Below are 21,345 nucleotides of genomic sequence, written 5' to 3' on the forward strand. Positions count from 1 at the left end.
GAATGGCTTACTCCGAGGTTGGTGATTGGCCGACCGCCGCGGCGGAGGGCTGGAACAGGTGGTTGAACATCAGGTCGACGCTGCGGCGCAGCGGCTCGGCCGAGCGTTCGAGTTTCATCCGCAGCAAGGCGCCTTCCCAGGTATCCCAGGCCAGGCCGGACAGTTCGGCGGCTGCGATATCGGTGCGGATGGCGTGGTCCGCCTGGGCTTCGGCGATCATCCCGGCCAGGCGCTCGCGCCAGGCCAGTTGCGCCGCCTGCAGTGCCGCACGGCAGGTCTCGCTGGACGAGGCGATTTCCGCGGCGAAATTGCCGACCAGGCAGCCGGCGTGCTCCGTCCCGGCTTCATGGTGGGCAATCATCTGGTCGAACACGTAGCGGATCGCCGCCATCGGCTGCGGCGGCGCCGCTTCCATCATGGCTTCCCACGACCGCTGCAGGTACGCCGCGTACTGCGCGATGATCGCCGCGGCGAACGCTTCCTTGCTGTCGAAATGGTTGTAGAACGACCCTTTCGGCACGCCGGCATGGTCGGTGATCTGCTGGATGCCGGTGGCGTTATAGCCGTGGCGCGAAAAGAGTTCGCGCCCTGCCTTCGTCAGGCGGTTCGGGATATCGGTCTTGTCTGCGGTGCGGGCCATGGGTTCGATAATATGACCAGTCGTCTTAAAAAGTCAAACGCCAATAAAGTGGTGAATCAGCCACTGATAACGCAGTTTTTCTGGTGAAGATGCCGTTCCCTCTACCTTGGTTCGGCAGGCCGCACTTCATAGAATGAAGTTGCCTCCTGGACAAGCGGCCCGTATTCCGCCGCAGCCACCGCCATGCACGCTGTCGCCTATCCCTACCAGCCGGTGCCGGAACGGGGCACCATGCGGTGCTTCCTGCTGGCCTTGCTGATGCACCTGTTGCTGGGTGCCTTGCTCTACTACGGCGTGCGCTGGCGCAACGCAGTGCCAGAAGGCGTGACAGCCGAACTGTGGGAGCCCGTACCCGAGGTGGTCACGCCACCCCCAGCGGTCACGCCCGTGCCGACACTCAAGCCTGTCGAAGAGGAAGACGCCGATATTTCCCTTCAGGAAAAGCAGCGCAAGGCCGAGCGCGCCGCCCGCGACGAAGCCCAGCAGGCACGGCAGCGTGAAAACCAGGCCCGCGCCGAGGCGGCGCGCAAGGAGGCACAACGCAAGGCAGAGGCAGAGCAACGCCAGGCTAACAACACGCGGCGCCAGGGCGAACTGGCCCGCCTGCAGGCACAGGCGGGCCGTGCCAACGCGGGAACCGGCTCAGGCACCTCCGCGCGGCCTTCGTCTGGCTATGCCGAGCGGGTCCGGCAGCGGGTCAAGCCGAACATCATCTTCAGCGATGACGTCGCCGGCAACCCGGCGGCGGTGGTGGCGGTGCATATGGCGCCGGACGGCTCGGTGCTGTCGACGCGGCTGGCCAAGTCGAGCGGCAACGCCGGGTGGGACAATGCCGTGCTGCGCGCGGTCGCGCGCTCGGACCCGCTGCCGCGCGACGAGAACGGCGTCGCGCCCTCCAGCATCAACATCACGTTCTGGCCCAAGGACCTGGGCGGCTAGCCGCGGCGCCGTGCAAGACGAAACACAAAGAAGGGAAACAAGCAGGAAGGGGTGGTGCCCATGGGCAGGATCGAACTGCCGACCTCTCCCTTACCAAGGGAGTGCTCTACCACTGAGCCACATGGGCGCGCACGCTCCGGCGAAGACCGGAAGATTTGGAGCGGGAGACGAGTCTCGAACTCGCGACCTCAACCTTGGCAAGGTTGCGCTCTACCAACTGAGCTACTCCCGCGTACTTTGGCTCCCCGACCTGGGCTCGAACCAGGGACCTGCGGATTAACAGTCCGTCGCTCTACCGACTGAGCTATCGGGGAATTCATCGTGTTTTCAGCGAAGCGCGGATTCTACAACAACGTTGGCGGGTTTTGAAAGGGGTCAACGACAAAAATCCGCAGAACGTGCCGCCGTCATGGCCGCCTGGTGGCGGCGCTGCTCTCGAGACAATCTCGAGGCTACCCACATCGTCCAACAGGCCGTTGCCGTATCACCGTTGCCCACCGTTGCCGGTCGATCCGGAATCTGTGCACATTGTGCACACTGAACGCCAGCTCGCTTGTCCCCGCCCACCCGATACGCTTGAATCGGGTCACCTTCCGGCAGAGGAAGGATGGAGACAACGATGCCTATTCCCAACACGGCGCGGCCACCGGAACGCGCCGATCGCACCGCACTGGCGCAACTGCTTGAGCCCGCCTCGATCGCCATCATCGGCGCCTCGCGCGATACCAGCCGCATCGGCGGCGTGGCGCTGGACCACCTGCAGCGCCTTGGCTACCAGGGGCAGGTTTACCCGGTCAATCCGCGTTATGCCGAGATCGCCGGGCTGGCCTGCTATCCCGATGTGGAATCCCTGCCGGCGGTGCCGGACGTGGCGGTGCTGGCGCTCGGCGCCGACGAAGTGCTGCCGCAGCTGCGGCGCTGCCATGCCCGCGGCATCCGGGCCGCCATCCTCTATGCGTCAGGCTTCGCCGAGGCCGGCGAAGCCGGCGTCGCGCGCCAGGCCGCGCTGACCGCCTTCGCGCGCGAGAGCGGCATGGCCATCGCCGGCCCCAACTGCATGGGGCTGGCCAACCTGACCACGCGCGCCATCACCGCCTTTGCCACCACCTTCCGCGCCTACCCGCCGCAGGACGGCCCCGGCGCAGTCAGCCTGCTGACGCAGAGCGGCAATGTCTGCGCCATCGTCTATGCCACCGGCAGGCAGATGGACGTGGGCTTCCACCAGTTCATCAATACCGGCAACGAAGCCTGCCTGGACTACGCCGACTACCTCGACTACCTGGCCGACGATGCCCGGACCGGTGCCGTGGTCGGCTACATCGAGGGCCTGCGCAGCGGCCCGCGCTTTATCGACGCCGCGGCGCGGTTGCGCGCGGCGGACAAGCCGCTGATCGTGCTGAAGGCCGGCGAAAGCGAGGCCGGCTCGGCTGCCACCCAGTCACACACCGCCGTGCTGGCCGGCAACCAGGCCATCTACCGCGCCGCGTTTGCCCAGGTCGGCGCGATGCAGGCCAGCGACCCGAGCCACCTGACCGACCTGGCCTACCTGTCGGGCTTCCGCCAACGCAGCGCGGGCCGCCGCGTGGTGGTGGCGTCGGTGTCGGGTGCGATGGGTGCGCTGTCCGCCGACCTGCTCAGCGCCGCCGGGCTGGACGTGCCGTGCCTGCCCGAGCCGGTGCAGCAGCGCCTTCAGAGCGCTGTGCCGGAGATCGGCTCGGTGGCCAACCCGGTCGACCTGACCGGCCAGCTGTTCAACCGCAGCGGCCTTGCGTATGCCGTGCTCGACAACCTCGCGGCGGTCGACGGCGTGGACGTGATCTTCCTGTACGCCACCGCCTACCTGCTCGACCGCGTGGCGGATGAACTGATCGACGTGGCGGGCAAGACGAACCGGCTGATCGTCGTCGCGACCACCGGCGAGCCGGCCAGCCGCGCCAGGCTGGCCGCGGCCGGCGTGGCGGTGTTTCCGGACGTGGCGCGCGCGGCCAAGGCATTGGGCACGTATGTGGGCTGGCTCGGCACGCAGGCACGGACTGCGCACTGGATGGCCCAGCGCGCGCAGGCTGCCGACCGTCCGCAGACGGAAGAACTGCCCGCTACCGCGCTGGACGAGTATCAGGCCAAGCACTGGCTCGCGGGTTTCGGGGTGCCGATCGGCGTGGAAGCCGTCGCGGCCACTCCCGCCGATGCCGCACGCGCCGCCGCGAGCCTCGGCTTCCCGGTGGCGGTAAAGGTGCTCAGCCCCGACATCGCCCACAAGACCGAGGTCGGCGGCGTGCGGCTCGGCCTGCGCGATGCGCAGCAGGTGCAGGATGCCGCCGCAGAAGTGGTTGCCGCCGCGACGCAAGCCAAGCCGGATGCGCGCCAGCGCGGCGTGCTGGTTCAGCAGATGGCCAGCGGCGTCTGCGAGCTGATCGTCGGCCTCACGCGCGACCCGGTGTTTGGCCCGGCCATGACAGTCGGCCTGGGCGGGATCTTTACCGAAGTCTTCCACGACGTCGCGCACCGCTTGCTGCCGGTGGACCGCGCCATGGCCCGCGAGATGCTCGCCAGCCTGCGCGGCTACCGGCTGATGACCGGCTTCCGCGGCAAGCCTCCGGCCGATATCGACGCGGCCGCGGACGCCATTGCCGCGCTGTCCGACGCCGCGATGGCGCTCGGCGGCTCGCTCGCGGAAATGGAAGTGAATCCCCTGCTGGTGCGCGAAGCCGGCCGCGGTGCGGTCGCGCTGGACGCGCTGGTGCTGACACAGCCGAACCACGACGGAGACCGGCAATGAGAGACGACACCATCGACACCCGCCGGCGCGACACGCTGGCGCTGCTGGGCCTGGGCACCCTGGGCACGCTGGGTATGCTGACCCCGGGCGCCGCGCGGGCGGCCGATTTCCCCGCGCGGCCGGTCACGCTGATCGTGCCGTTCGCGGCCGGCGGCGCCACCGATACGCTGGTGCGCACGCTGGCCGACAGCGCCAGCAAGACGCTGGGCCAGCCCGTCGTCGTGGAGAACAAGCCCGGCGCCGCCGGCGTGCTGGGCGCCAACGTGGTCGCGCGCGCCAAACCCGACGGCTACACCCTCACCGTGATCCCGGAACCGGTGTTCCGCCTGCCCCACCTGCAAAAGACGCAATTCGACCCGCTGCGCGACTTCACCTACGTGATCCACCTGACCGGCTACACGCTGGGCGTCGCGGCGCGCGCCGACGCGCCGTGGAAATCGTGGCAGGAAATGATCGACGATGCGCGGCGCCGCCCCGGCAAGATCAGCTACGGCAGCACCGGCACCAACGGCACCATGCACGTGACCATGGAAGAGATCGGGCAGAAGCTCGGCATCCAGTTCAACCATGTGCCCTACAAGGGCGAGTCCGAGATCATCGCCGCGCTGATGGGCGGGCATATCGACCTGGGCGTCACGGCCGGCGGCATCGGTCCGTATGTCGACAGCGCCAAGGCGCGCTGGCTGGTGCTCTGGACCGCCGAGCATTCGCGCCGCTGGCCGCGCGTGCCGACGCTGCGCGATGTCGGCCTCGACATCGTATCCAACTCGCCGTTCGGCATCGCCGGCCCGCGCGACATGGACGCGCAGTCCGTGCAGGTGCTGCACGACGCCTTCCGCAAGGCGCTCAACGAGCCGGCGATGCAGAAGCTGCTGGAGCGGCTCGACCAGGAGAACGCCTACCTGAACAGCGCCGACTACGCCGCGTTCGCGCGCCAGCGCTATGAAAGCCAGGGCAAGCTGGTCAAGCGCCTGGGCCTGACCGCCAACCCTTGATGCCCAATCCCAGCCCGATCACGGAGCCCGCATGCAATATCGATCCGTCTTCCACTCCGGCCTGTTCGCCGGCCGTACCGTGCTGGTCACCGGCGCCGGCAGCGGCATTGGCCGCTGCACCGCGCATGAACTGGCCAGCCTGGGCGCGCGCGTGGCGCTCGCCGGACGCAAGCTGGAAAAGCTGGAACAGGTCCGCGAGGAAATCATCGCCGCCGAACCCGACGCCGCCGGCCGACTGACGCTGCACAGCTGCGATATCCGCGACGAGGCACAGGTGCGCGAGACCGTGGCTGCGGTGCTGGCGGCGCACGGCAGCATCGACGGCCTGTTCAACAACGCCGGCGGGCAGTTCCCTTCGCCGCTGCGCGATATCAGCCTGAAGGGCTGGGAAGCCGTGGTGCGCAACAACCTGACCGGCGGCTTCCTGGTGGCGCGCGAATGCTTCACGCAATGGATGGAAGCCAACGGCGGCGCCATCGTCAACATCATTGCCGACATGTGGAATGGCATGCCGGGCATGGGCCATTCGGGCGCTGCGCGCGCGGGCATGCTGTCGTTCACCGAGACCGCGGCGTGCGAATGGGCCGCCGCCGGTGTGCGCGTCAACGCTGTGGCGCCGGGATGGATTGCGTCCAGCGGCTTTGACACCTATCCGCCCGAATTCCAGGCCAAGATCCGCCAGCTGGCGCGCAAGGTGCCGCTGCAGCGCCTGGGCACCGAGGCCGAGGTTTCCGCGGCGGTGGTGTTCCTGCTGTCGCCGGCGGCGGCCTTCATCACCGGCTCGACCCTGCGCGTAGACGGCGGCGTGCCCAACGCCAAGCACACCTGGCCGCAGCCCGAGCATCGGCGCTCGCAGCCATACAACGGCTTCCCGCTCTACACGCTGCCGCAATGCCTGACGCCATCCAACGAGTAAGCGAACACCATGACCCTGCAACCGCCCAATCCGCGCTATTACAGCGCGGATCATGAAGCCTTCCGCGCCAGCGTGCGGCGCTTCTTTGAGAAGGAAGTCGCGCCCAATGCCGAAGCCTGGGACGAAGCCGGCAGCTTCCCGCGCGAGCTGTACCGCAAGGCCGCGGAAGCCGGCCTGCTGCAGCCGGGCTTTCCCGAGGAATACGGCGGCGCGCCGTGCGACGCCTTCTACCGCATGATCCTGTTCGAGGAGCGCGCCTGGGGCGGCTCGGGCGGGATCGCCTCGGGGCTGTTCTCGCACACCATCGGCGCGCCGCCGATCGCCGCGGTGGGCAGCGAGGCGCTGAAGGCGCGCGTGCTGCCGCGGATCCTGTCGGGCGAGAAGATCTCCGCGCTGGCGATCACCGAGCCCGACGCCGGCTCCGACGTGGCCCGGCTGTCGACCAGCGCGCGCCGCGAAGGCGATCACTACGTCGTCAACGGCACCAAGCTCTATATCACCTCCGGCATGCGCGCCGACTACTTCACCGTGGCCGTGCGCACCGGCGGTCCGGGCTCCGGCGGCGTGTCGCTGCTGCTGATCGAAGGCGATACGCCGGGGTTGAGCCGCACGCCGCTGAAGAAGATGGGCTGGTGGGCGTCCGACACCGCGCAGCTGTTCTTCGAGGATTGCCGCGTGCCGGTGGAAAACCTGGTCGGCGAGGAAGGCAAGGGCTTTGCCGCCATCACCCGCAACTTCAACCACGAGCGCCTGGCGCTCGCGGCGGCGGCCTGCGGCTACGCGCAGGTGTGCTTCCACGATGCGCTGGCGTGGGCACGAGAGCGCCATACCTTCGGCAAGCGGCTGGCCGACCACCAGGTGGTGCGCCACCAGCTGGTCGACATGGCCACCCGCATCGAATCCACGCGCGCCCTGCTCGACGACCTCGCCGCGCGCCTGGACGATGGCGCCGCGCCGGTGGCGCAGATCGCGATGGCGAAGAACATGGCCACGCGGACCTTCCAGTTCTGCGCCGACCGCGCGGTGCAACTGCTCGGGGGGATGGGCTATATGCGCGGCAGCCGCGTGGAGCGCCTGTATCGCGAGGTCAAGGTGATGATGATCGGCGGCGGCGCCGAGGAAATCATGAAGGACCTGGCGGCGAAGCAGCTGGGGCTCTGAGCGCCGGGCGGCCGCTGACAACGTCAAAGGCTGCCAATGTTGTCTCCCTTCTCCCATTTATGGGAGAGGGGCGGGGTAGAGGGCGGGAGTTGCCACGAAGTGAAGCGCCACGGTGCTTGCCATGCACCGGCCCTCTCCCCAGCCCCTCTCCCGCAAGCGGGAGAGGGAAGCAAACAGCCCTGCTTATTCCAGCTTCACCCCGCTCCTCTTCACCACCTCGCCCCAGCGCACCGCTTCGGTCCTGATAAAGGCCTGGAACTGCTCGGGCTTGCCGCCGACCGGATCGATGCCGTAGTCGATCAGCCGCGCGCGCACGTCCGGCTGCTGCAGCACGGCATCCATCTCCGCCGACAGCTTCGCCAGCAGCGCCGGCGGCGTTTTCGCGGGCGCCAGCAGGCCGATCCAGCTGCCCGCCGTCACCGCCGGGAAGCCTGCCTCGGCCATGGTCGGCACGTCCGGCGCGGCCGGCCAGCGCGCCGGGCTGGTAATGGCCAGCGCGCGCACCTTGCCCGCCTTCACCTGCGGCATCATGGTCTGCACCGAATCGAAGATCACCGCGACCTGCCCGGAGAACAGGTCGGGCAATGCCGGCGAAATGCCCTTGTACGGCACATGCGTCATCTTCATGCCGACCGCCTGCGCGAACAGTTCCCCCGCCAGGTGCGCGCCGGAGCCGGTGCCGCTCGACGCAAAGGTCATCTTGTCTGGGTTGGCCTTGCCCCAGCCCACCAGCTCCTTGACGCTGGTCGGCGGCAGTTGCGCGCTGCCGACCAGCAGCAGCGGGATCCGGCCGATCATGCTGACGCCGGTCAGGTCCTTGACCGGGTCATAGCTCATCTTCGCGTACAGGCTCGGGTTGATCGCGTGGGCCGCGACCACGACCAGCAGCGAATAGCCATCCGGCGTCGCTTTGGCGACGTTTTCCGAGCCGATCATGCCGTTGGCGCCGGCGCGGTTTTCCACCACCACCGGCTGGCCGATGCGCTCGGACAGCTTCTGCATGACCAGCCGCGTCACCGCGTCGGACACGCCGCCGGGCGTATAGGGCACCACCACGCGGAGCGGCCGGTTCGGGTAGGCATCGCCTTGCGCCATGGCCGGCATGGCGCCGGTGAGGCTGCCGGCCAGCAGGCCCAGCGTCAGCAGGCAGCGGATGCGCGGATTGCGCTTCGATCGGGTCATGTGTCTCCTCCTTGTCAGGGTTGGCCGGGTCTATGCCCAGCTGTGCGGTACGGAAAGCGGGAAATCGAGCAGCATCTGCGCATAGCTCTTGCCTAGCGGGTCGGAGCGCAGGCTGGCCACGCCGCCGCCGCCCAGCGCGCCATGCATCAGGAAGTTCAGCGCATGCAGGCCGGGCACGTCGAAGCGCTCGACCTCGCCCTCGACCAGGTGGGCAAAGTACGCGCGCACGGCCTGCGCTGTCAGTTGCTCGCGCAGCAATGCCAGGTATTCCGGCTTGCGGGCGATCACGCCGATATTCTCGTCGTCGCCCTTGTCGCCGCTGCGCGCGCAGGCCAGCGCGACCAGCGGCCGTTGCACGCGCGGTTCGTCGGGGACCGGAGGCAGTGCCGGGGCGTCGACCACCGCGGGCGCCTCCGGCGTGGCGCTGGTTGCGGCGTTCGGCAGCGTGATCACGCCGCCGTCGAATTCCACGCGCATCGGCACGTCCGCCTTTGGCACGAGGAAGGAGAACACCTTCACCACCGGCTGGATATCGACACGCCCCGCGAAGGACGAGCGCGTGCCGGCCGCCATCGACGTTCCCGCCGACGAGCATTCGCGCTGCAGGAAGCTCAGGCCCCGCGCCAGCGGATGGCGTGCGCCGATGCGCAGCACCACCTCGCGCGTTGGCAGCTCACGCGCATGGGGGCCATATTGCGATTCGCAGCCCAGCAGCTCGACCACGGTCTCGGTGTAGTCGGGCATGCCGCGTTCGGCCAGCATGGCGCGGGTGCGCGCCAGCAGCGCGTCGGCGGTGCGGCGGGCCTTGGCCGGGGCGTCGATACCGCGGATCGCCATCATCAGGCTGATCTGGAAGCCGTCCTGCCAGGTGGCGTTGCCCTTGTAGTGGGTGCCGGGTGCCCTGCCGCGCGCACCATTCACACGCACCCGGCCCGGCTCGACCAGCTCGGTGCGGACCATGCGGAAGTCGCACGTTACGTCAGGCATCAGGTAGTTGGCGGGGTCGCCCACCTCGTAAAGCACCTGCTCGGCGACCGCGGCCGGATCGACCAGCCCGCCGGTGCCGTCAGGCTTGCTCAGCACGAAGCTGCCGTCGTGCGCGCAGTCGATCACCGGGTAGCCGATCCGGTCCCAGCCTGGCACGCGTTCCCAGTCGGTAAACAACCCGCCGGTGGCCTGCGCACCGCATTCGATCACATGGCCCGCGAGCGTGCCGGCCGCAAGGCGGTCCCAGTCGGTCCAGTCCCAGCCGAACTCATGCGCCAGAACCCCGACCACCACGGCGCTGTCGACGCAGCGCCCGGCGATGACGATATCGGCGCCAAGCGCCAGCGCGCGGGCAATGCCTTGCGCGCCGGTGTAGGCGTTGGCCGACCACGGCTCGGTGGTGGGCACGGGCGCGCCGGCAAGATCGGTGAGCCCGTCGGCGCACCATTGCGCGAAACCGGGCTGCACGTCGTCGCCGGTGACCACGGCGATGCGCGGTTGCAGGCCCTGCTGCGCGGCGACCTTGAGCAGTGCGTCGCGGCAGGCTTGGGGGTTGAGGCCCCCGGCGTTGGCGACCACGCGGACGCCTCGCTGAAGGATCCCGGCCAGGTTGGGCCCCATCGCCGCCTGCACGAAATCGGTGGCGTAGCCCAGCGCCGGATCCTTCGCGCGGGCGCGCGCCAGGATCGACATGGTGGTTTCGGCCAGATAGTCGTAGACCAGGTACTGCAGGCCGGGCACGGCCAGCAGTTGCGGCGTGGCGATGGCGGAGTCGCCCCAGAAGCCGGAAGCGCCGCCGATGCGCACGGTCTTGCCGGCGTGTGCGTCGGCCACTACGGCATTGGTGAGTTCGCTCATGCTGGCTCCTTTGCCGCCACATCGGCTTCGACGCGCGCCAGCAGCGAACCGGCGCTGGCCTGTCCGCCGGCGCGCGCGGGCAGTTCAGCGACCACGCCGGCAAACGGCGCAGCGATGGTGTGCTCCATCTTCATTGCCTCCAGCACCACCAGCGGCTGGCCGGCTTCCACGCGCTCGCCCTCCGCCACGTGGACCGCGACGATGCGCGCTGTCAGCGGTGCCTGCAGCACCCCGTCGGCATCGCCGGCATCGCGGCGGCGGCGCGGGTCGTGCAGCGGGAACTGCCAGGCGCGGCCGCACTGGAACAGGTGCAGCACCTGCTTGTCGGCGGCGAACACCAGCGGATAGGCCACGCCGTCACATTCGACCAGGGCCGTGCCGCTGTCGCCGTCGGCGCGCAGCACGCGCAGCGCGCAGGCGACCGGCTGCTGGCCGGGCTGCTGGTCACCTTCGCGCTGGCGCAGCATCACGCGCCAGCCTTCGGCGGCGACGCGCAAGGTCGCTTCCCACGCCTTGCCGGCCGCGTACAGCACCACGCTGGCGGCGGCACGCGCAAGCGTAGCCGGCTTGCCGTTGTCGCCGAGCAGCCCCGACGCGGCCAGCGCGGCGCTGGCCATCACGTGCAGCGGCGGCAGCGGCGCCTGCAGCGCGCCCTGCATGTGCGCATCAACGAAGCCGGTGTGCACGTCATTGCCCGCGAAGGCCGGATTGGCGAGGCAGTCGGCGAGGAAACCCTGGTTGCTAGGCACGCCCAGCAGCGCGCAGTCTTCCACCGCGCGCAGCAGCTTGCGGCGCGCTTCCTCGCGGTCGGCGCCATGGGCGACCAGCTTGGCTACCATCGAATCGTAATGCGTGGGGATGGCGCCGCCCTCTTCCAGCGCATGGTCGACGCGCACGTCGCGGCCGGCGGCGGGCGGACGCCAGCGCAGCAGCGGCCCGCCCTGCGGCAGGAAGCCCGCGGGCACGTCTTCGGCGGTCAGGCGGACCTCGATGGCGTGGCCGTTGAGTTTCACCTGGTCCTGCGTCACCGGCAGCGGCTCTCCCGCCGCCACGCGCAATTGCCATTCGACCAGGTCGAAACCGGTGATGGCCTCGGTCACCGCGTGCTCGACCTGCAGGCGCGTGTTCATTTCCATGAAGTAGAAGTTGCCGTCGGCATCGAGCAGGAACTCCATGGTGCCGGCGCCGAGGTAGCCGATCGACCTTGCCGCCCGGACCGCGGCCTCGCCCATGCGCGCGCGCAGCGCCGGGCCGACCGCTGGCGACGGCGCCTCTTCGATGACCTTCTGGTGGCGGCGCTGCACGGAGCAGTCGCGCTCGCCCAGATGGATGACGTTGCCCTGCGTATCGGCAAAGACCTGGATCTCCACGTGGCGCGGCGCGATCACGGCGCGCTCCAGGATCAGCTCGCCGGAGCCGAACGCGGCCACGGCCTCGGAGCGCGCGCTTGCCAGTGCCATGGGCAGTGCCGCCGCCTCGCGCACCAGCCGCATGCCGCGCCCGCCGCCGCCGGCCGCGGCCTTGACCATCAGCGGGTAACCGATCGTGCCGGCTTCGGCCAGCAGCGTGGCGTCGTCCTGCGCCGCGCCCTGGTAGCCCGGCACGCAGGGCATGTCGGCGGCCAGCATCAGTCGCTTGGCCTCGGCCTTGTTGCCCATGGCGCGGATCGCCTCGGCGGGCGGGCCGACAAAGATCAGCCCGGCCGCGGCGATGGCTTCGGCAAAGGCCGCGTTCTCGGCCAGGAAGCCGTAGCCGGGGTGGATGGCATCGGCACCGCTGGCACGGGCGGCCTCGATGATGGCGGCAATGTTCAGGTACGACTCGCGCGGCGCCGCGGCGCCGATGCAGACCGCCCGGTCCGCGAATGCCACGTGCGGGCTGTGGCGGTCGGCTTCGGAATAGACGGCCACGGTGGCCAGCCCGAGGCGGCGCGCGGTGCGCATGATGCGCACCGCGATCTCGCCACGGTTGGCGACGAGCAGCGTATGGAAGGGTCGGCTGGTTGCAGACATGGGAATTCCTGTTGGTGGGCCTCTGCGCGTCGTCCCAGCGAATACCCAAAGGGCACGTGGGCGGGGGCCCAGTGGCTTTGGAAGACGCTGGATTCCCGCCCGAGCGGGTGACGGTGGCAGGTTTGGTGTTATCGCTGTGTTCTGGCGCTACTCACAAGACTGGGCGGCGCGCACGGCATCGGCATCGAAGCGCGCCGTCCAGCTCGCGTCGCGCTTCTCGCGGAAGGCCGCCACGCCCTCCGCGCCCTCGCCGCGCATGCACTGGGCGAACAGCCGCGAGGCTTCGTCCAGCAGCGGCCCGGCCGGCTCCTGGCCGCAGCGGCTGACCAGCGTCTTGAACACGCGGTTGGCATTGGGCCCGCAGCGGCCGATGCGCGTCAGCCATTCGGCGACCAGCGCGTCCAGCTCGGCGCTGTCGGCGGCGAGCTGGTCGACCAGCCCGATCGCCACCGCGGCCTCGCCGCTGATGCGCTCGCCGGTGAGTCCCAGGCGGCGCGTGGCAGCCGCGCCGATGCGCTGCACCACGAACGGCGCGATCTGCGCGGCGATGATGCCGAGCGTGGTTTCCGACAGCGCGAAGCGCGCGTCCCGCGTGGCCAGCACGATGTCGGCGGCGCAGGCCAGGCCCATGCCGCCGCCCATCGCGGCGCCGTCGACGGCGGCGATGACCGGCACCGGCAGCGCGCCCAGCCGCTGCATGAAATAGCCGAACTGGCGGTTGCGGGTGGCGACCGGGTCTTCCCGGCTGGCATCGGCATCGAGCCGAGCCTGGAAGTTGCCGACGTTGCCGCCGGCGCTGAACATGCCGCCGGCGCCGCGCAGCACCAGCGCGCGCACCTCCGCGTCGGTCTCGGCCTGCTCGACCGCCGCCGCCAGCGCGGCAACGACCTCGGGCGCCAGCGCATTGCGCGTGGCCGGGATGTTCAGAGTGGCGAACAGCACGCCGCCGGCGCGGCGCACGATCACGGGTTCGGTTTGCGTTGGTTCGGTCATGGCGCTTCCTGCCTGTCAGCCGCGTGACATCAGGCCCATCTGCTTGGCGATGACCTGCAGCATCACTTCGTCCGCGCCGCCACCGATCGAGCCCAGCCGGAAGTCGCGGTAGGCGCGCGAGGCATGGTTGTCCCAGGTGTAGCCCATGCCGCCCTGGAACTGCATGCACCAGTCGGCCACCTCGCGCGACAGGCGCCCGGCCTTGAGCTTGGCCATCGACGCCAGCTCGACCACGTCGCCGCCGGCGATATAGGTCTGCGTGGCCAGGTAGACCAGCGCGCGCAGCGCCTCCATCTCGGTCTTCAGCTCGGCCAGCTTGAACTGGATGAACTGGTTGTCCAGCAGCGGCTTGCCGAAGGCGATGCGCTGGCGCAGGTACCCGGCGGTTTCCTCGATCAGCGCGGTGCAGGCGAGCCGGCGCGCCGCGCCGTTCAGCCGCTCTTCCTGGAACTGCTTCATCTGGTAGATAAAGCCCATGCCCTCCTCGCCGATGCGGTTGCGTACCGGCACGCGCACTTCGTCGAAGAAGATCTGCGCGGTGTCCGAGCACCACATGCCGAACTTCCTGATCTTCTGCACTTCCACGCCGCGCACGCGCTTGCCGTCTTCCTTGATCGGCACCACGATCAGCGATTTGTTCTTGTGCGCGGGCCCGTCGGAGGTGTTGCACAGCAGGCAGATCCAGTCCGACTGGGTGCCGTTGGTAATCCACATCTTGGAGCCGGAGATGACATAGTCGTCGCCATCGCGCACCGCACGGGTCTTGAGCGATGCCACGTCGGAGCCGGCGCCCGCCTCGGACACGCCGATCGAGCACACCATGTCGCCGGCGATGGCAGGCGCCAGGTAGTTGCGCTTCAGTTCGTCGGAGCCGAACGCGGTCAGCGCCGGCGTCGCCATGTCGGTCTGCACGCCCACGCCCATGCCGACGCCTTGTGCGCGCGCATACCCTAGCGCCTCGGCGGCGGCGACGGCGTAGGAGAAATCGAGCCCCATGCCGCCATACTCCACCGGCTTGGTGATGCCGAGGAAGCCGAGGTTGCCCATCTTCTTGAACAGCTCATGCGCCGGGAAGATCTCTGCGGCTTCCCATTCATCGACGAAGGGATCGATTTCCGCCGAAACGAAGCGGCGGATGCTGTCCATGATGTTGCGGTGGTCTTCGGTGTAAAGCATGCTGGTCTCCTGGATTTCGTTGCGTTCTGTCTGTCTGGGAGCGGCGGCGCTCAGAAGCGCCCGACGCCGAACTGGATGGCATGCGGCTGGCGCAACGCCGCCTCGCGCGCGGTGGCCAGCACAAAGGCCAGCACGGCGCGGGTGTCGCGCGGATCGATCACGCCGTCGTCCAGCAACAAACCGCTGGTGACGAAGGCGCTCGCCTGGCGCTCGAAGTTGGCGACGATCTCGGCGGTCTGGCCGGCCAGTTGCGCCTCGTCAACCGGCTTGCCCTTGCGCGCCGCCTGCTGGCGCGCCACGATCTCCAGCGTCATGGCGGCCTGCTCGCCGCCCATCACCGCGGTGCGCGCGTTTGGCCACGAGAAGCAGAAACGCGGCTTGAAGCCCCGCCCGCACATGCCGAAGTTGCCCGCGCCGAACGAGGCGCCACAGTACAGCGTAACCTGCGGCACCCTTGAGTTGGACAGCGCCTGGATCATCTTGGAGCCGTGCTTGATCATGCCGGCCTCTTCCGAGGCGCGCCCGACGATAAAGCCGGTGGTGTTCTGCAGGAAGACGATCGGCGTGCCGGACTGGTTGCACAGCTGGATGAACTGCGCGGCCTTGGTGGCGCCGGCCGGGTCGATGGGGCCGTTGTTGGTGATAAAGCCCACGGTGTTGCCTTCGATGCGGGCATGGCCGCACACGGTGCCGGGGCCGTAGTCGGGCTTGAACGGCAGCCACGCCGAATCGTCGACGATGCGTGCGATGACCTCGCGCATGTCGACCGGGCGCTTCATGTCCAGCGTCATGACGCCGTCGAGTTCCGACGCCTCGAGCCGTGGCGCTCGCGCGGGCTGCGCCGGCTGGTGTTCCACCCTGGGCCAGTCCAGGCTGGCGACGATGTCGCGGGCAGTGGCAATGGCGTGCTCGTCGTCTTCTGCAAGGTATTCAGCCAGGCCAGTAGTAGTGGCGTGCAGGTCGGCGCCGCCCAGTTCCTCGTCGGTGGCGATCTCGCCGGTGGCGGCCTTCAGCAGCGGCGGACCGGCCAGGAAGGCGCGGGCGCGGTTGCGCACCATCACCACATAGTCGGACAGGCCGGGCATGTAGGCACCGCCGGCCGTGGACGAGCCGTGTACCACCGTGATCACCGGCAGCCCGGCCGCCGACAGCCGCGCCAGGTTGTAGAAGATCGCGCCGCCGCGCACGAACTTGTCGACGCGGTACTTGCGCAGGTTGGCGCCGGCCGACTCCACCAGGTGGATGAAGGGCAGCCGGTTTTCCAGCGCGATTTCCTGGCAGCGCACCAGCTTCATGTTGCCGGCTTCGGTCATGGCGCCGGCATCGATGCCGGAATCGGTGGCGAGCACCATGCAGCGCACCCCGCACACGAAGCCGATGCCGGCCACCAGCGAGCCGCCGGGCACCGAAGTCTCCGGGTCGGGATCATCCATGCAGAAGCCCGCCAGGGTGGACAGCGGCAGGAACGGCGCGCCCGGGTCGAGCAGGCGGCCGACGCGCTCGCGCGGCAGCAGCGCGCCGCGCCTGGCGAAGGTCGGCCGGGAGCGCTCGGAAGCGGCCACGGCGCGCTGTTCCAGGCCGTGCAGGCGGTCGATCAGTGCCTGCATGCCGGCGCGCTGGCTAGCGAAAGCGTCGGAGGACGGGTCAATGCGGGATTCGATGGGGATCATGGCGCGTGCGTGTGGTTCCGTGATGGATGGATTGCAAACCACGGCGCCCCTCGCGACAACCGCAATCACTCAGATTGTGCATAATGTGCACAAGTTGCCCACCCAGGGAGTGTCTTCCGGCGCTCCGCCGACACATCCGGCCATGCCCACCAAATCCTCCGCCCCCGGCGGCGTCCAGAGCCTGGCGCGCGCCTTCACCCTGCTGCAACTGCTGGCCGAACACCATGACGCCGGGCTGGCGCTGCCAGACCTGGCCACGTTGGCCGGTATCGACCGCACCACCGCGCACCGCATGGCGCGCTTTCTGGAAGCCGGCGCGTATATCGAGCGCGAATCGGCTGGCAAGCGCTATCACCTCGGCACCGCGGCGATGGCGCTCGGGCTGCGTGCGATGAACCGGCCGCCGCCCAACAGCGCCCTCGTCACCAAGATGAAGGCACTGGCGCGCCTGACCGGCGACGCGGTTTTCCTGATCGTGCGCATAGGCGACCACGGCCATTGCCTGCATACCGAGGAAGGCAGCCATCGCATCAAGACCTTCCACATGCTGACGGGCACCTCGCGCCTGCTGGGCCAGGGCACCGGCAGCATGGCGCTGCTGGCCAAAATGGACAATGACGCCGTCCGCGCGCACTACGAACGGCACCGCGCCGAGTACGAGGCGGGCGGCCTGAGCCTGCTCAAGCTGTTGCGCGGCGTCGAGCGCAGCCGCAAGCTTGGCTACGCGCTCGCGGGTGCGGAGGGCGTGGCCGGCGTGGGCTACGCCCTGCCACTGGCGATGGGCGCGGATGCGGCCATCAGCATCGTCTCGACTGCGTCGCGGATGTCCGCCGCGCGCCGGCATGAGATGGGCGGGATCATCGTGACGATGTTCGCGCAGCAGGGGTAAGACGGCGGCGGTCGCGCAAGCCCCCGGCCATGCATGGCCTGCTGGCGGACTGAACGGCGGCGCACCTCGCGTTTCTTTTTCTTGTCGCGCCTTTGTCAGGGGCCGCACAGAGACGCACCACCTCGACAGCGTTCAATGGTGACGCGAACAGAGATACGCAAGACGCGCCCGCCGCCCTGGCATCGGCCGGGCCAAGCCGCCTTCATTGGAGGGCGAAATCTGTCCTGGTGCCAGAACAATAAATTCCCCCGCCGGCCAGAGGGAGGGTCGGCATTCTGGCCACGCCCCGATGTCGGAGCGTGGTCTTTTTTTTTCGCGGGCGGGTGAACCAGGAAGTTTCCCGCGGGGTGCAGCCCGTCGAGCACTCCGCGCCGGAATGCAAAAAGCCGGCGCACAAGCGCGCCGGCCCGAAGCGGCATCGATTGCCGCCCTGCCCGCTCAGAACGAGCGCGGCAGGCCGAGGATGTGTTCCGCGACGTACGAGTAGATCAGGTTGGTCGAGATCGGCGCGACCTGGTACAGGCGCGTCTCGCGGAACTTGCGCTCGACGTCGTATTCGCAGGCAAAGCCGAAGCCGCCGTGGAACTGCAGGCAGGCGTTGCCAGCTTCCCAGCTGGCCTTGGCCGCCAGGTACTTGGCCATGTTGGCCTGCGCGCCCATCGGCTCGTGCTTGTCGAACAGCTCGCAGGCCTTCCAGCGCATCAGGTTGGCGGCTTCCAGCTCGATGAAGGACTCGGCGATCGGGAACTGCACGCCCTGGTTCTGGCCGATCGGGCGGCCGAAGACCTCGCGCTCGCTGACGTACTTGGTGACGCGGTCCATGAACCAGTAGCCGTCGCCGATGCATTCGGCGGCGATCAGCGTGCGCTCGGCGTTGAGGCCGTCGAGGATGTACTTGAAGCCCTTGCCTTCTTCGCCGATCAGGTTTTCCTCGGGGATTTCCAGGTCTTCGAAGAACAGCTCGTTGGTCTCGTGGTTGACCATGTTCGGGATCGGCCGCACGGTCAGGCCCTTCTTCTGCGCTTCGTGCAGGTCCACCATGAAGATGGACATGCCTTCGCTCTTCTTCTTCACGTCGGCCAGCGCGGTGGTGCGCGCCAGCAGGATCATGAAGTCGCTGTGCTGCACGCGGCTGATCCACACCTTCTGGCCGTTGACCACGTAGCGGCCGTCCTTCTTGACCGCCGAGGTCTTGATCTTGGTGGTGTCGGTGCCGGTGGTGGGTTCGGTCACGCCCATCGACTGCAGGCGCCACTCGCCCGAGGCGATCTTCGGCAGGTACTTTTCCTTCTGTGCCTGGGAGCCGTGGCGCAGCAGCGTGCCCATGTTGTACATCTGGCCGTGGCAGGCGCCGGAGTTGCCGCCGCTGCGGTTGATCTCCTCCATGATCACCGAGGCTTCGGTCAGGCCCAGGCCGGAACCGCCGTATTCCTGCGGGATCAGCGCGGCCAGCCAGCCTGCCGCGGTCAGTGCGTTGACGAAGGCCTCCGGGTAGGCGCGCTGCTCGTCGACTTTGCGGAAGTACTCATCCGGGAATTCGGCGCAAAGCGCGCGCACGGCATCGCGGATTTCTTGGTAGTTGTTCGATTGGGTCTGTTCGATCATGGCGCGTCGTTGGCTTGGGCTGACGGAGTTTGCGGCGCTTCGGTCCCACGGGGTGGCCCATGGCGACCGAGGCTGTCTTGGCCGCAATAGTCGCTGCGATCGCCACCCCGGGCAATCAGCCATTGCGAAAGCGCGCCTTCCACGGCGCTTAAGGCCGGCATCCGGAGCCCTGGAGGTGCCGTTTTCGCAATCGCCAAAGCCGGCCATTGGCATTGTCAAATAGCGCAAAACCCACTTTGGCCACATCCTCACGGCTATCTCCTGATGAAGACCTAGGAACCCGCACATGGCAGTGAGCTACCAGCACCTCAAGCAGCGACCGTTCGCCCCCGTACGCCAACGCTATACCGAGCGCGACACCATGCTGTACGCACTCAGCCTGGGGCTGGGCAATGATCCGCTGGACGCGGCCGCCCTGCCCTTCGTGTTCGAGGGTGCCGCGGGCGGGCTGCGCACGTTGCCCTCGCAGGCGGTGGTGCTGGGCTATCCCGGCTTCTGGGCGCGCGAGGCCGATACCGGCATCGACTGGGTCAGGCTCCTGCACGGCGAGCAGCGCATGCGCCTGCACCCGTCCGCTGCCGGCCAGCGCCGACATTGTCGGCCATAACCGCATCACGCACCTGACCGACAAGGGTGAAGGCAAGGGCGCGATCATGGTGACCGAACGCCGCCTCGAAACGGCGGACGGCGAGCTGCTGGCGACGGTGCAGCAGGTCAGTTTCCTGCGCGGCGACGGCGGCTACAGCCAGCGCGACGGCGGCCAGCCCAGCGACGATCCGTTGCCCGCGCTGCGCCCGACCCCCGAAGACCGCGCGCCGGACTTCACCGACACACAGGCAATCCGCCCCGAAGCCGCGCTGCTGTATCGCCTGATGGGCGACTTCAACCCGCTGCATGCCGACCCGGCCGTCGCGAAGGCGGCGGGCTTCGAGCGTCCGATCCTGCACGGCCTCGCCAGCTACGGGCTGGTCGCGCATGCACTGGTGCGCCAGTGCGCGGACCGCGATCCGGCACGCCTGCGCGCGCTGGATATCCGCTTCACCGCGCCGGTGTTCCCCGGTGAAACGCTGGTCACCGAGATCTGGCGCACGCCGGACAATCCCAGCCACTTCCAGGTGCGCGCCCGCGTCGCCGAACGCGACAAGGTAGTGCTCAGCCACGGCTGGGCCGAGATCGCCTGATCCCGCGCCATCCCATGCATCCCGCAACCGTGGATAACAACGAACTGGCCTCGGCGCTGCAGGCACTGCTGCAACCCGGCGACCATATCTGGTGGGGCCAGGCCACCGCCGAACCGCTGACGCTGACGCGCGCGCTGGTCGAGCATCGCCATGCGCTCGCCCGCGGCGGGCGGCTGAGCGTGTTTGTCGGCATCGGCCAGTCCGACACGCTGCAGCCGGCGCAGGCCGACGTGATCGATTTCTTCGGCTATGCCGCCAGCGGCCCGCACCGCCAGCTCGCCAAGGCTGGCGTGCTGGACATCGTGCCCAGCCACTACTCGCACCTGCCCGGCCTGATCCGCCAGGGAGCGCTGCGCGCCGACGTGGTGCTGGTGCAGGTGTCGCCGCCCGACGAGGAAGGCCGCTACAGCATGGGCCTGGTGCATGAGTACATTCCCGCGGCGCTCGACCGGGCCCGCGTGATCATCGCCGAGGTGAACCCGGAGGTGCCATGGACCTATGGCAGCCGCCACCTCACCGCCGACCAGATCGACCTGCTGGTCGATGCCGTGCATGCGCCGATCAGCCTGGACCGCGGCGCCCCCGGCCCGGCGGAACAGGCGATCGCCCGCCATATCGCCGGCCGGGTCGAGGATGGCGCCACGCTGCAGATGGGCATCGGCAACCTGCCGGAGGCCGTGGTGGCCGCGCTGCACGACCGCCGCGACCTGGGCCTGCACAGCGGCGCGGTCGGTGACGGCATTGCCGCGCTGGCCGAGGCCGGCGTGCTGACCAACGCGCGCAAGAGCATCGATACCGGCATCGGCATCGGCGGCATCCTGATGGGCAGCGAGCGCCTGCGGCGCTGGGCCCACCGCAATCCAACGCTGCAGCTGCGCGAGACCAGCTACACGCATCACCCCGAGGTGCTGGCCAGCATCGACAAGCTCACGGCGATCAATTCGGCGATCGAGGTCGACCTGACCGGGCAGGTGAATGCCGAAGTGGCGGCGGGCGTCTATGTCGGCGCGGTTGGCGGCGCGGTGGATTTCCTGCGCGGCGCCGCGCGCAGCCGCGGTGGCCTGCCCATCGTCGCCCTGCCCGCGACCGCCAAGGGCGCGAGCCGCATCGTGGCGCAGTTGTCCGGCCCGGTCAGTACGCCGCGCTCGGATGCCGGCCTGATCGTCACCGAACACGGCGTCGCCGACCTGCGCGGCCAGACCCTGTCGCAGCGCGTGCGCCGCATGCTGGACATCGCCGCCCCCGAACACCGCGAGGACCTGGAGCGCCAGGCCCACGCCCTGCTGCGCCAGTGCGGCGCGGTTTTTGTTGCCACCGCGGGCACGGCCTGACCGGGCGCCTGCTTCGCTACCTGACAGAATT

15 protein-coding genes, 3 tRNA genes and 1 pseudogene are annotated in these 21,345 nt (G+C 68.9%); 8 read left to right on the forward strand and 11 right to left on the reverse strand.

Annotated elements, in window-relative coordinates; all coding sequences use genetic code 11:
- Positions 1 to 7: 7 nt before the first annotated feature.
- On the reverse strand, positions 8 to 640 hold the full coding sequence (locus K309_RS0121120; RefSeq protein ID WP_029048272.1) for a TetR/AcrR family transcriptional regulator: 633 nt from the start codon (positions 638 to 640) through the stop codon (positions 8 to 10).
- A 183-nt stretch (positions 641 to 823) separates the two neighbouring features.
- On the opposite strand from K309_RS0121120, the gene tolA reads away from it, so the two are divergent.
- Positions 824 to 1,579 carry a cell envelope integrity protein TolA gene (gene tolA, locus K309_RS0121125; protein WP_029048273.1) on the forward strand — a complete coding sequence of 252 codons (756 nt, stop codon included), beginning with the start codon at positions 824 to 826 and terminating at the stop codon, positions 1,577 to 1,579.
- A gap of 52 nt (positions 1,580 to 1,631) precedes the next feature.
- Here the strand turns inward: tolA and K309_RS0121130 are convergent.
- From K309_RS0121130 to K309_RS0121140, 3 genes are all read right to left on the reverse strand, one after another.
- Positions 1,632 to 1,706: transfer RNA gene (locus K309_RS0121130), tRNA-Thr, on the reverse strand.
- 29 nt (positions 1,707 to 1,735) lie between these two features.
- Positions 1,736 to 1,811 (reverse strand) — tRNA-Gly (locus K309_RS0121135).
- A gap of 6 nt (positions 1,812 to 1,817) precedes the next feature.
- Positions 1,818 to 1,893, reverse strand: a tRNA-Asn gene (locus tag K309_RS0121140).
- Between the two features lie 305 nt (positions 1,894 to 2,198).
- On the opposite strand from K309_RS0121140, the gene K309_RS0121145 reads away from it, so the two are divergent.
- The 4 genes from K309_RS0121145 to K309_RS0121160 are packed head-to-tail and all read left to right on the forward strand — an operon-like array spanning position 2,199 to position 7,430.
- Complete coding sequence (locus tag K309_RS0121145) at positions 2,199 to 4,358, forward strand: acetate--CoA ligase family protein (protein WP_051320537.1); 2,160 nt, start codon at positions 2,199 to 2,201, stop codon at positions 4,356 to 4,358.
- Positions 4,355 to 5,353: a tripartite tricarboxylate transporter substrate binding protein gene (locus K309_RS0121150; RefSeq protein ID WP_029048275.1), complete on the forward strand. Its 999-nt coding sequence runs from the start codon at positions 4,355 to 4,357 to the stop codon at positions 5,351 to 5,353. The genes K309_RS0121145 and K309_RS0121150 overlap by 4 nt, the downstream gene beginning before the upstream one ends.
- A gap of 31 nt (positions 5,354 to 5,384) precedes the next feature.
- Positions 5,385 to 6,269, forward strand: coding sequence for an SDR family oxidoreductase (locus K309_RS0121155; RefSeq protein WP_029048276.1), 885 nt, complete (start codon positions 5,385 to 5,387; stop codon positions 6,267 to 6,269).
- A 9-nt stretch (positions 6,270 to 6,278) separates the two neighbouring features.
- Positions 6,279 to 7,430, forward strand: a complete 1,152-nt coding sequence (locus K309_RS0121160) for an acyl-CoA dehydrogenase family protein (RefSeq protein WP_029048277.1) — start codon at positions 6,279 to 6,281, stop codon at positions 7,428 to 7,430.
- Between the two features lie 183 nt (positions 7,431 to 7,613).
- On the opposite strand, the gene K309_RS0121165 is transcribed toward K309_RS0121160, so the two are convergent.
- From K309_RS0121165 to K309_RS0121190, 6 genes are all read right to left on the reverse strand, one after another.
- A complete protein-coding gene (locus tag K309_RS0121165; RefSeq protein WP_029048278.1) occupies positions 7,614 to 8,612 on the reverse strand; it encodes a tripartite tricarboxylate transporter substrate binding protein in 999 nt (332 codons plus the stop codon).
- Between the two features lie 30 nt (positions 8,613 to 8,642).
- Positions 8,643 to 10,457 carry an acyclic terpene utilization AtuA family protein gene (locus K309_RS0121170; RefSeq protein ID WP_051320538.1) on the reverse strand — a complete coding sequence of 605 codons (1,815 nt, stop codon included), beginning with the start codon at positions 10,455 to 10,457 and terminating at the stop codon, positions 8,643 to 8,645.
- Complete coding sequence (locus K309_RS0121175; protein WP_029048280.1) at positions 10,454 to 12,469, reverse strand: acetyl-CoA carboxylase biotin carboxylase subunit; 2,016 nt, start codon at positions 12,467 to 12,469, stop codon at positions 10,454 to 10,456. The genes K309_RS0121170 and K309_RS0121175 overlap by 4 nt, the downstream gene beginning before the upstream one ends.
- A gap of 147 nt (positions 12,470 to 12,616) precedes the next feature.
- On the reverse strand, positions 12,617 to 13,462 hold the full coding sequence (locus tag K309_RS0121180; protein ID WP_029048281.1) for an enoyl-CoA hydratase/isomerase family protein: 846 nt from the start codon (positions 13,460 to 13,462) through the stop codon (positions 12,617 to 12,619).
- Positions 13,463 to 13,477: 15 nt separating this feature from the next.
- Positions 13,478 to 14,638, reverse strand: coding sequence for an acyl-CoA dehydrogenase family protein (locus tag K309_RS0121185; RefSeq protein ID WP_029048282.1), 1,161 nt, complete (start codon positions 14,636 to 14,638; stop codon positions 13,478 to 13,480).
- A gap of 50 nt (positions 14,639 to 14,688) precedes the next feature.
- The gene (locus K309_RS0121190) at positions 14,689 to 16,308 is read right to left on the reverse strand and encodes an acyl-CoA carboxylase subunit beta (RefSeq protein ID WP_029048283.1); all 1,620 of its coding nucleotides are present in this window, start codon (positions 16,306 to 16,308) and stop codon (positions 14,689 to 14,691) included.
- A 142-nt stretch (positions 16,309 to 16,450) separates the two neighbouring features.
- On the opposite strand from K309_RS0121190, the gene K309_RS0121195 reads away from it, so the two are divergent.
- Complete coding sequence (locus tag K309_RS0121195) at positions 16,451 to 17,197, forward strand: IclR family transcriptional regulator (protein WP_029048284.1); 747 nt, start codon at positions 16,451 to 16,453, stop codon at positions 17,195 to 17,197.
- Between the two features lie 438 nt (positions 17,198 to 17,635).
- Here the strand turns inward: K309_RS0121195 and K309_RS0121200 are convergent, their stop codons facing one another.
- Positions 17,636 to 18,802: an acyl-CoA dehydrogenase family protein gene (locus tag K309_RS0121200; RefSeq protein WP_029048285.1), complete on the reverse strand. Its 1,167-nt coding sequence runs from the start codon at positions 18,800 to 18,802 to the stop codon at positions 17,636 to 17,638.
- A 286-nt stretch (positions 18,803 to 19,088) separates the two neighbouring features.
- Between K309_RS0121200 and K309_RS37010 the strand changes: the two are divergent.
- Positions 19,089 to 19,983: pseudogene (locus K309_RS37010) on the forward strand (MaoC/PaaZ C-terminal domain-containing protein).
- A 14-nt stretch (positions 19,984 to 19,997) separates the two neighbouring features.
- Positions 19,998 to 21,314 (forward strand): acetyl-CoA hydrolase/transferase family protein, encoded by a 1,317-nt coding sequence (locus tag K309_RS0121210; protein ID WP_051320539.1) that lies wholly within the window; start codon positions 19,998 to 20,000, stop codon positions 21,312 to 21,314.
- Positions 21,315 to 21,345: the final 31 nt, after the last annotated feature.

This window comes from Cupriavidus phytohabitans (assembly GCF_000426345.1).
In the GTDB taxonomy this organism is placed as follows: Bacteria; Pseudomonadota; Gammaproteobacteria; order Burkholderiales; family Burkholderiaceae; genus Cupriavidus.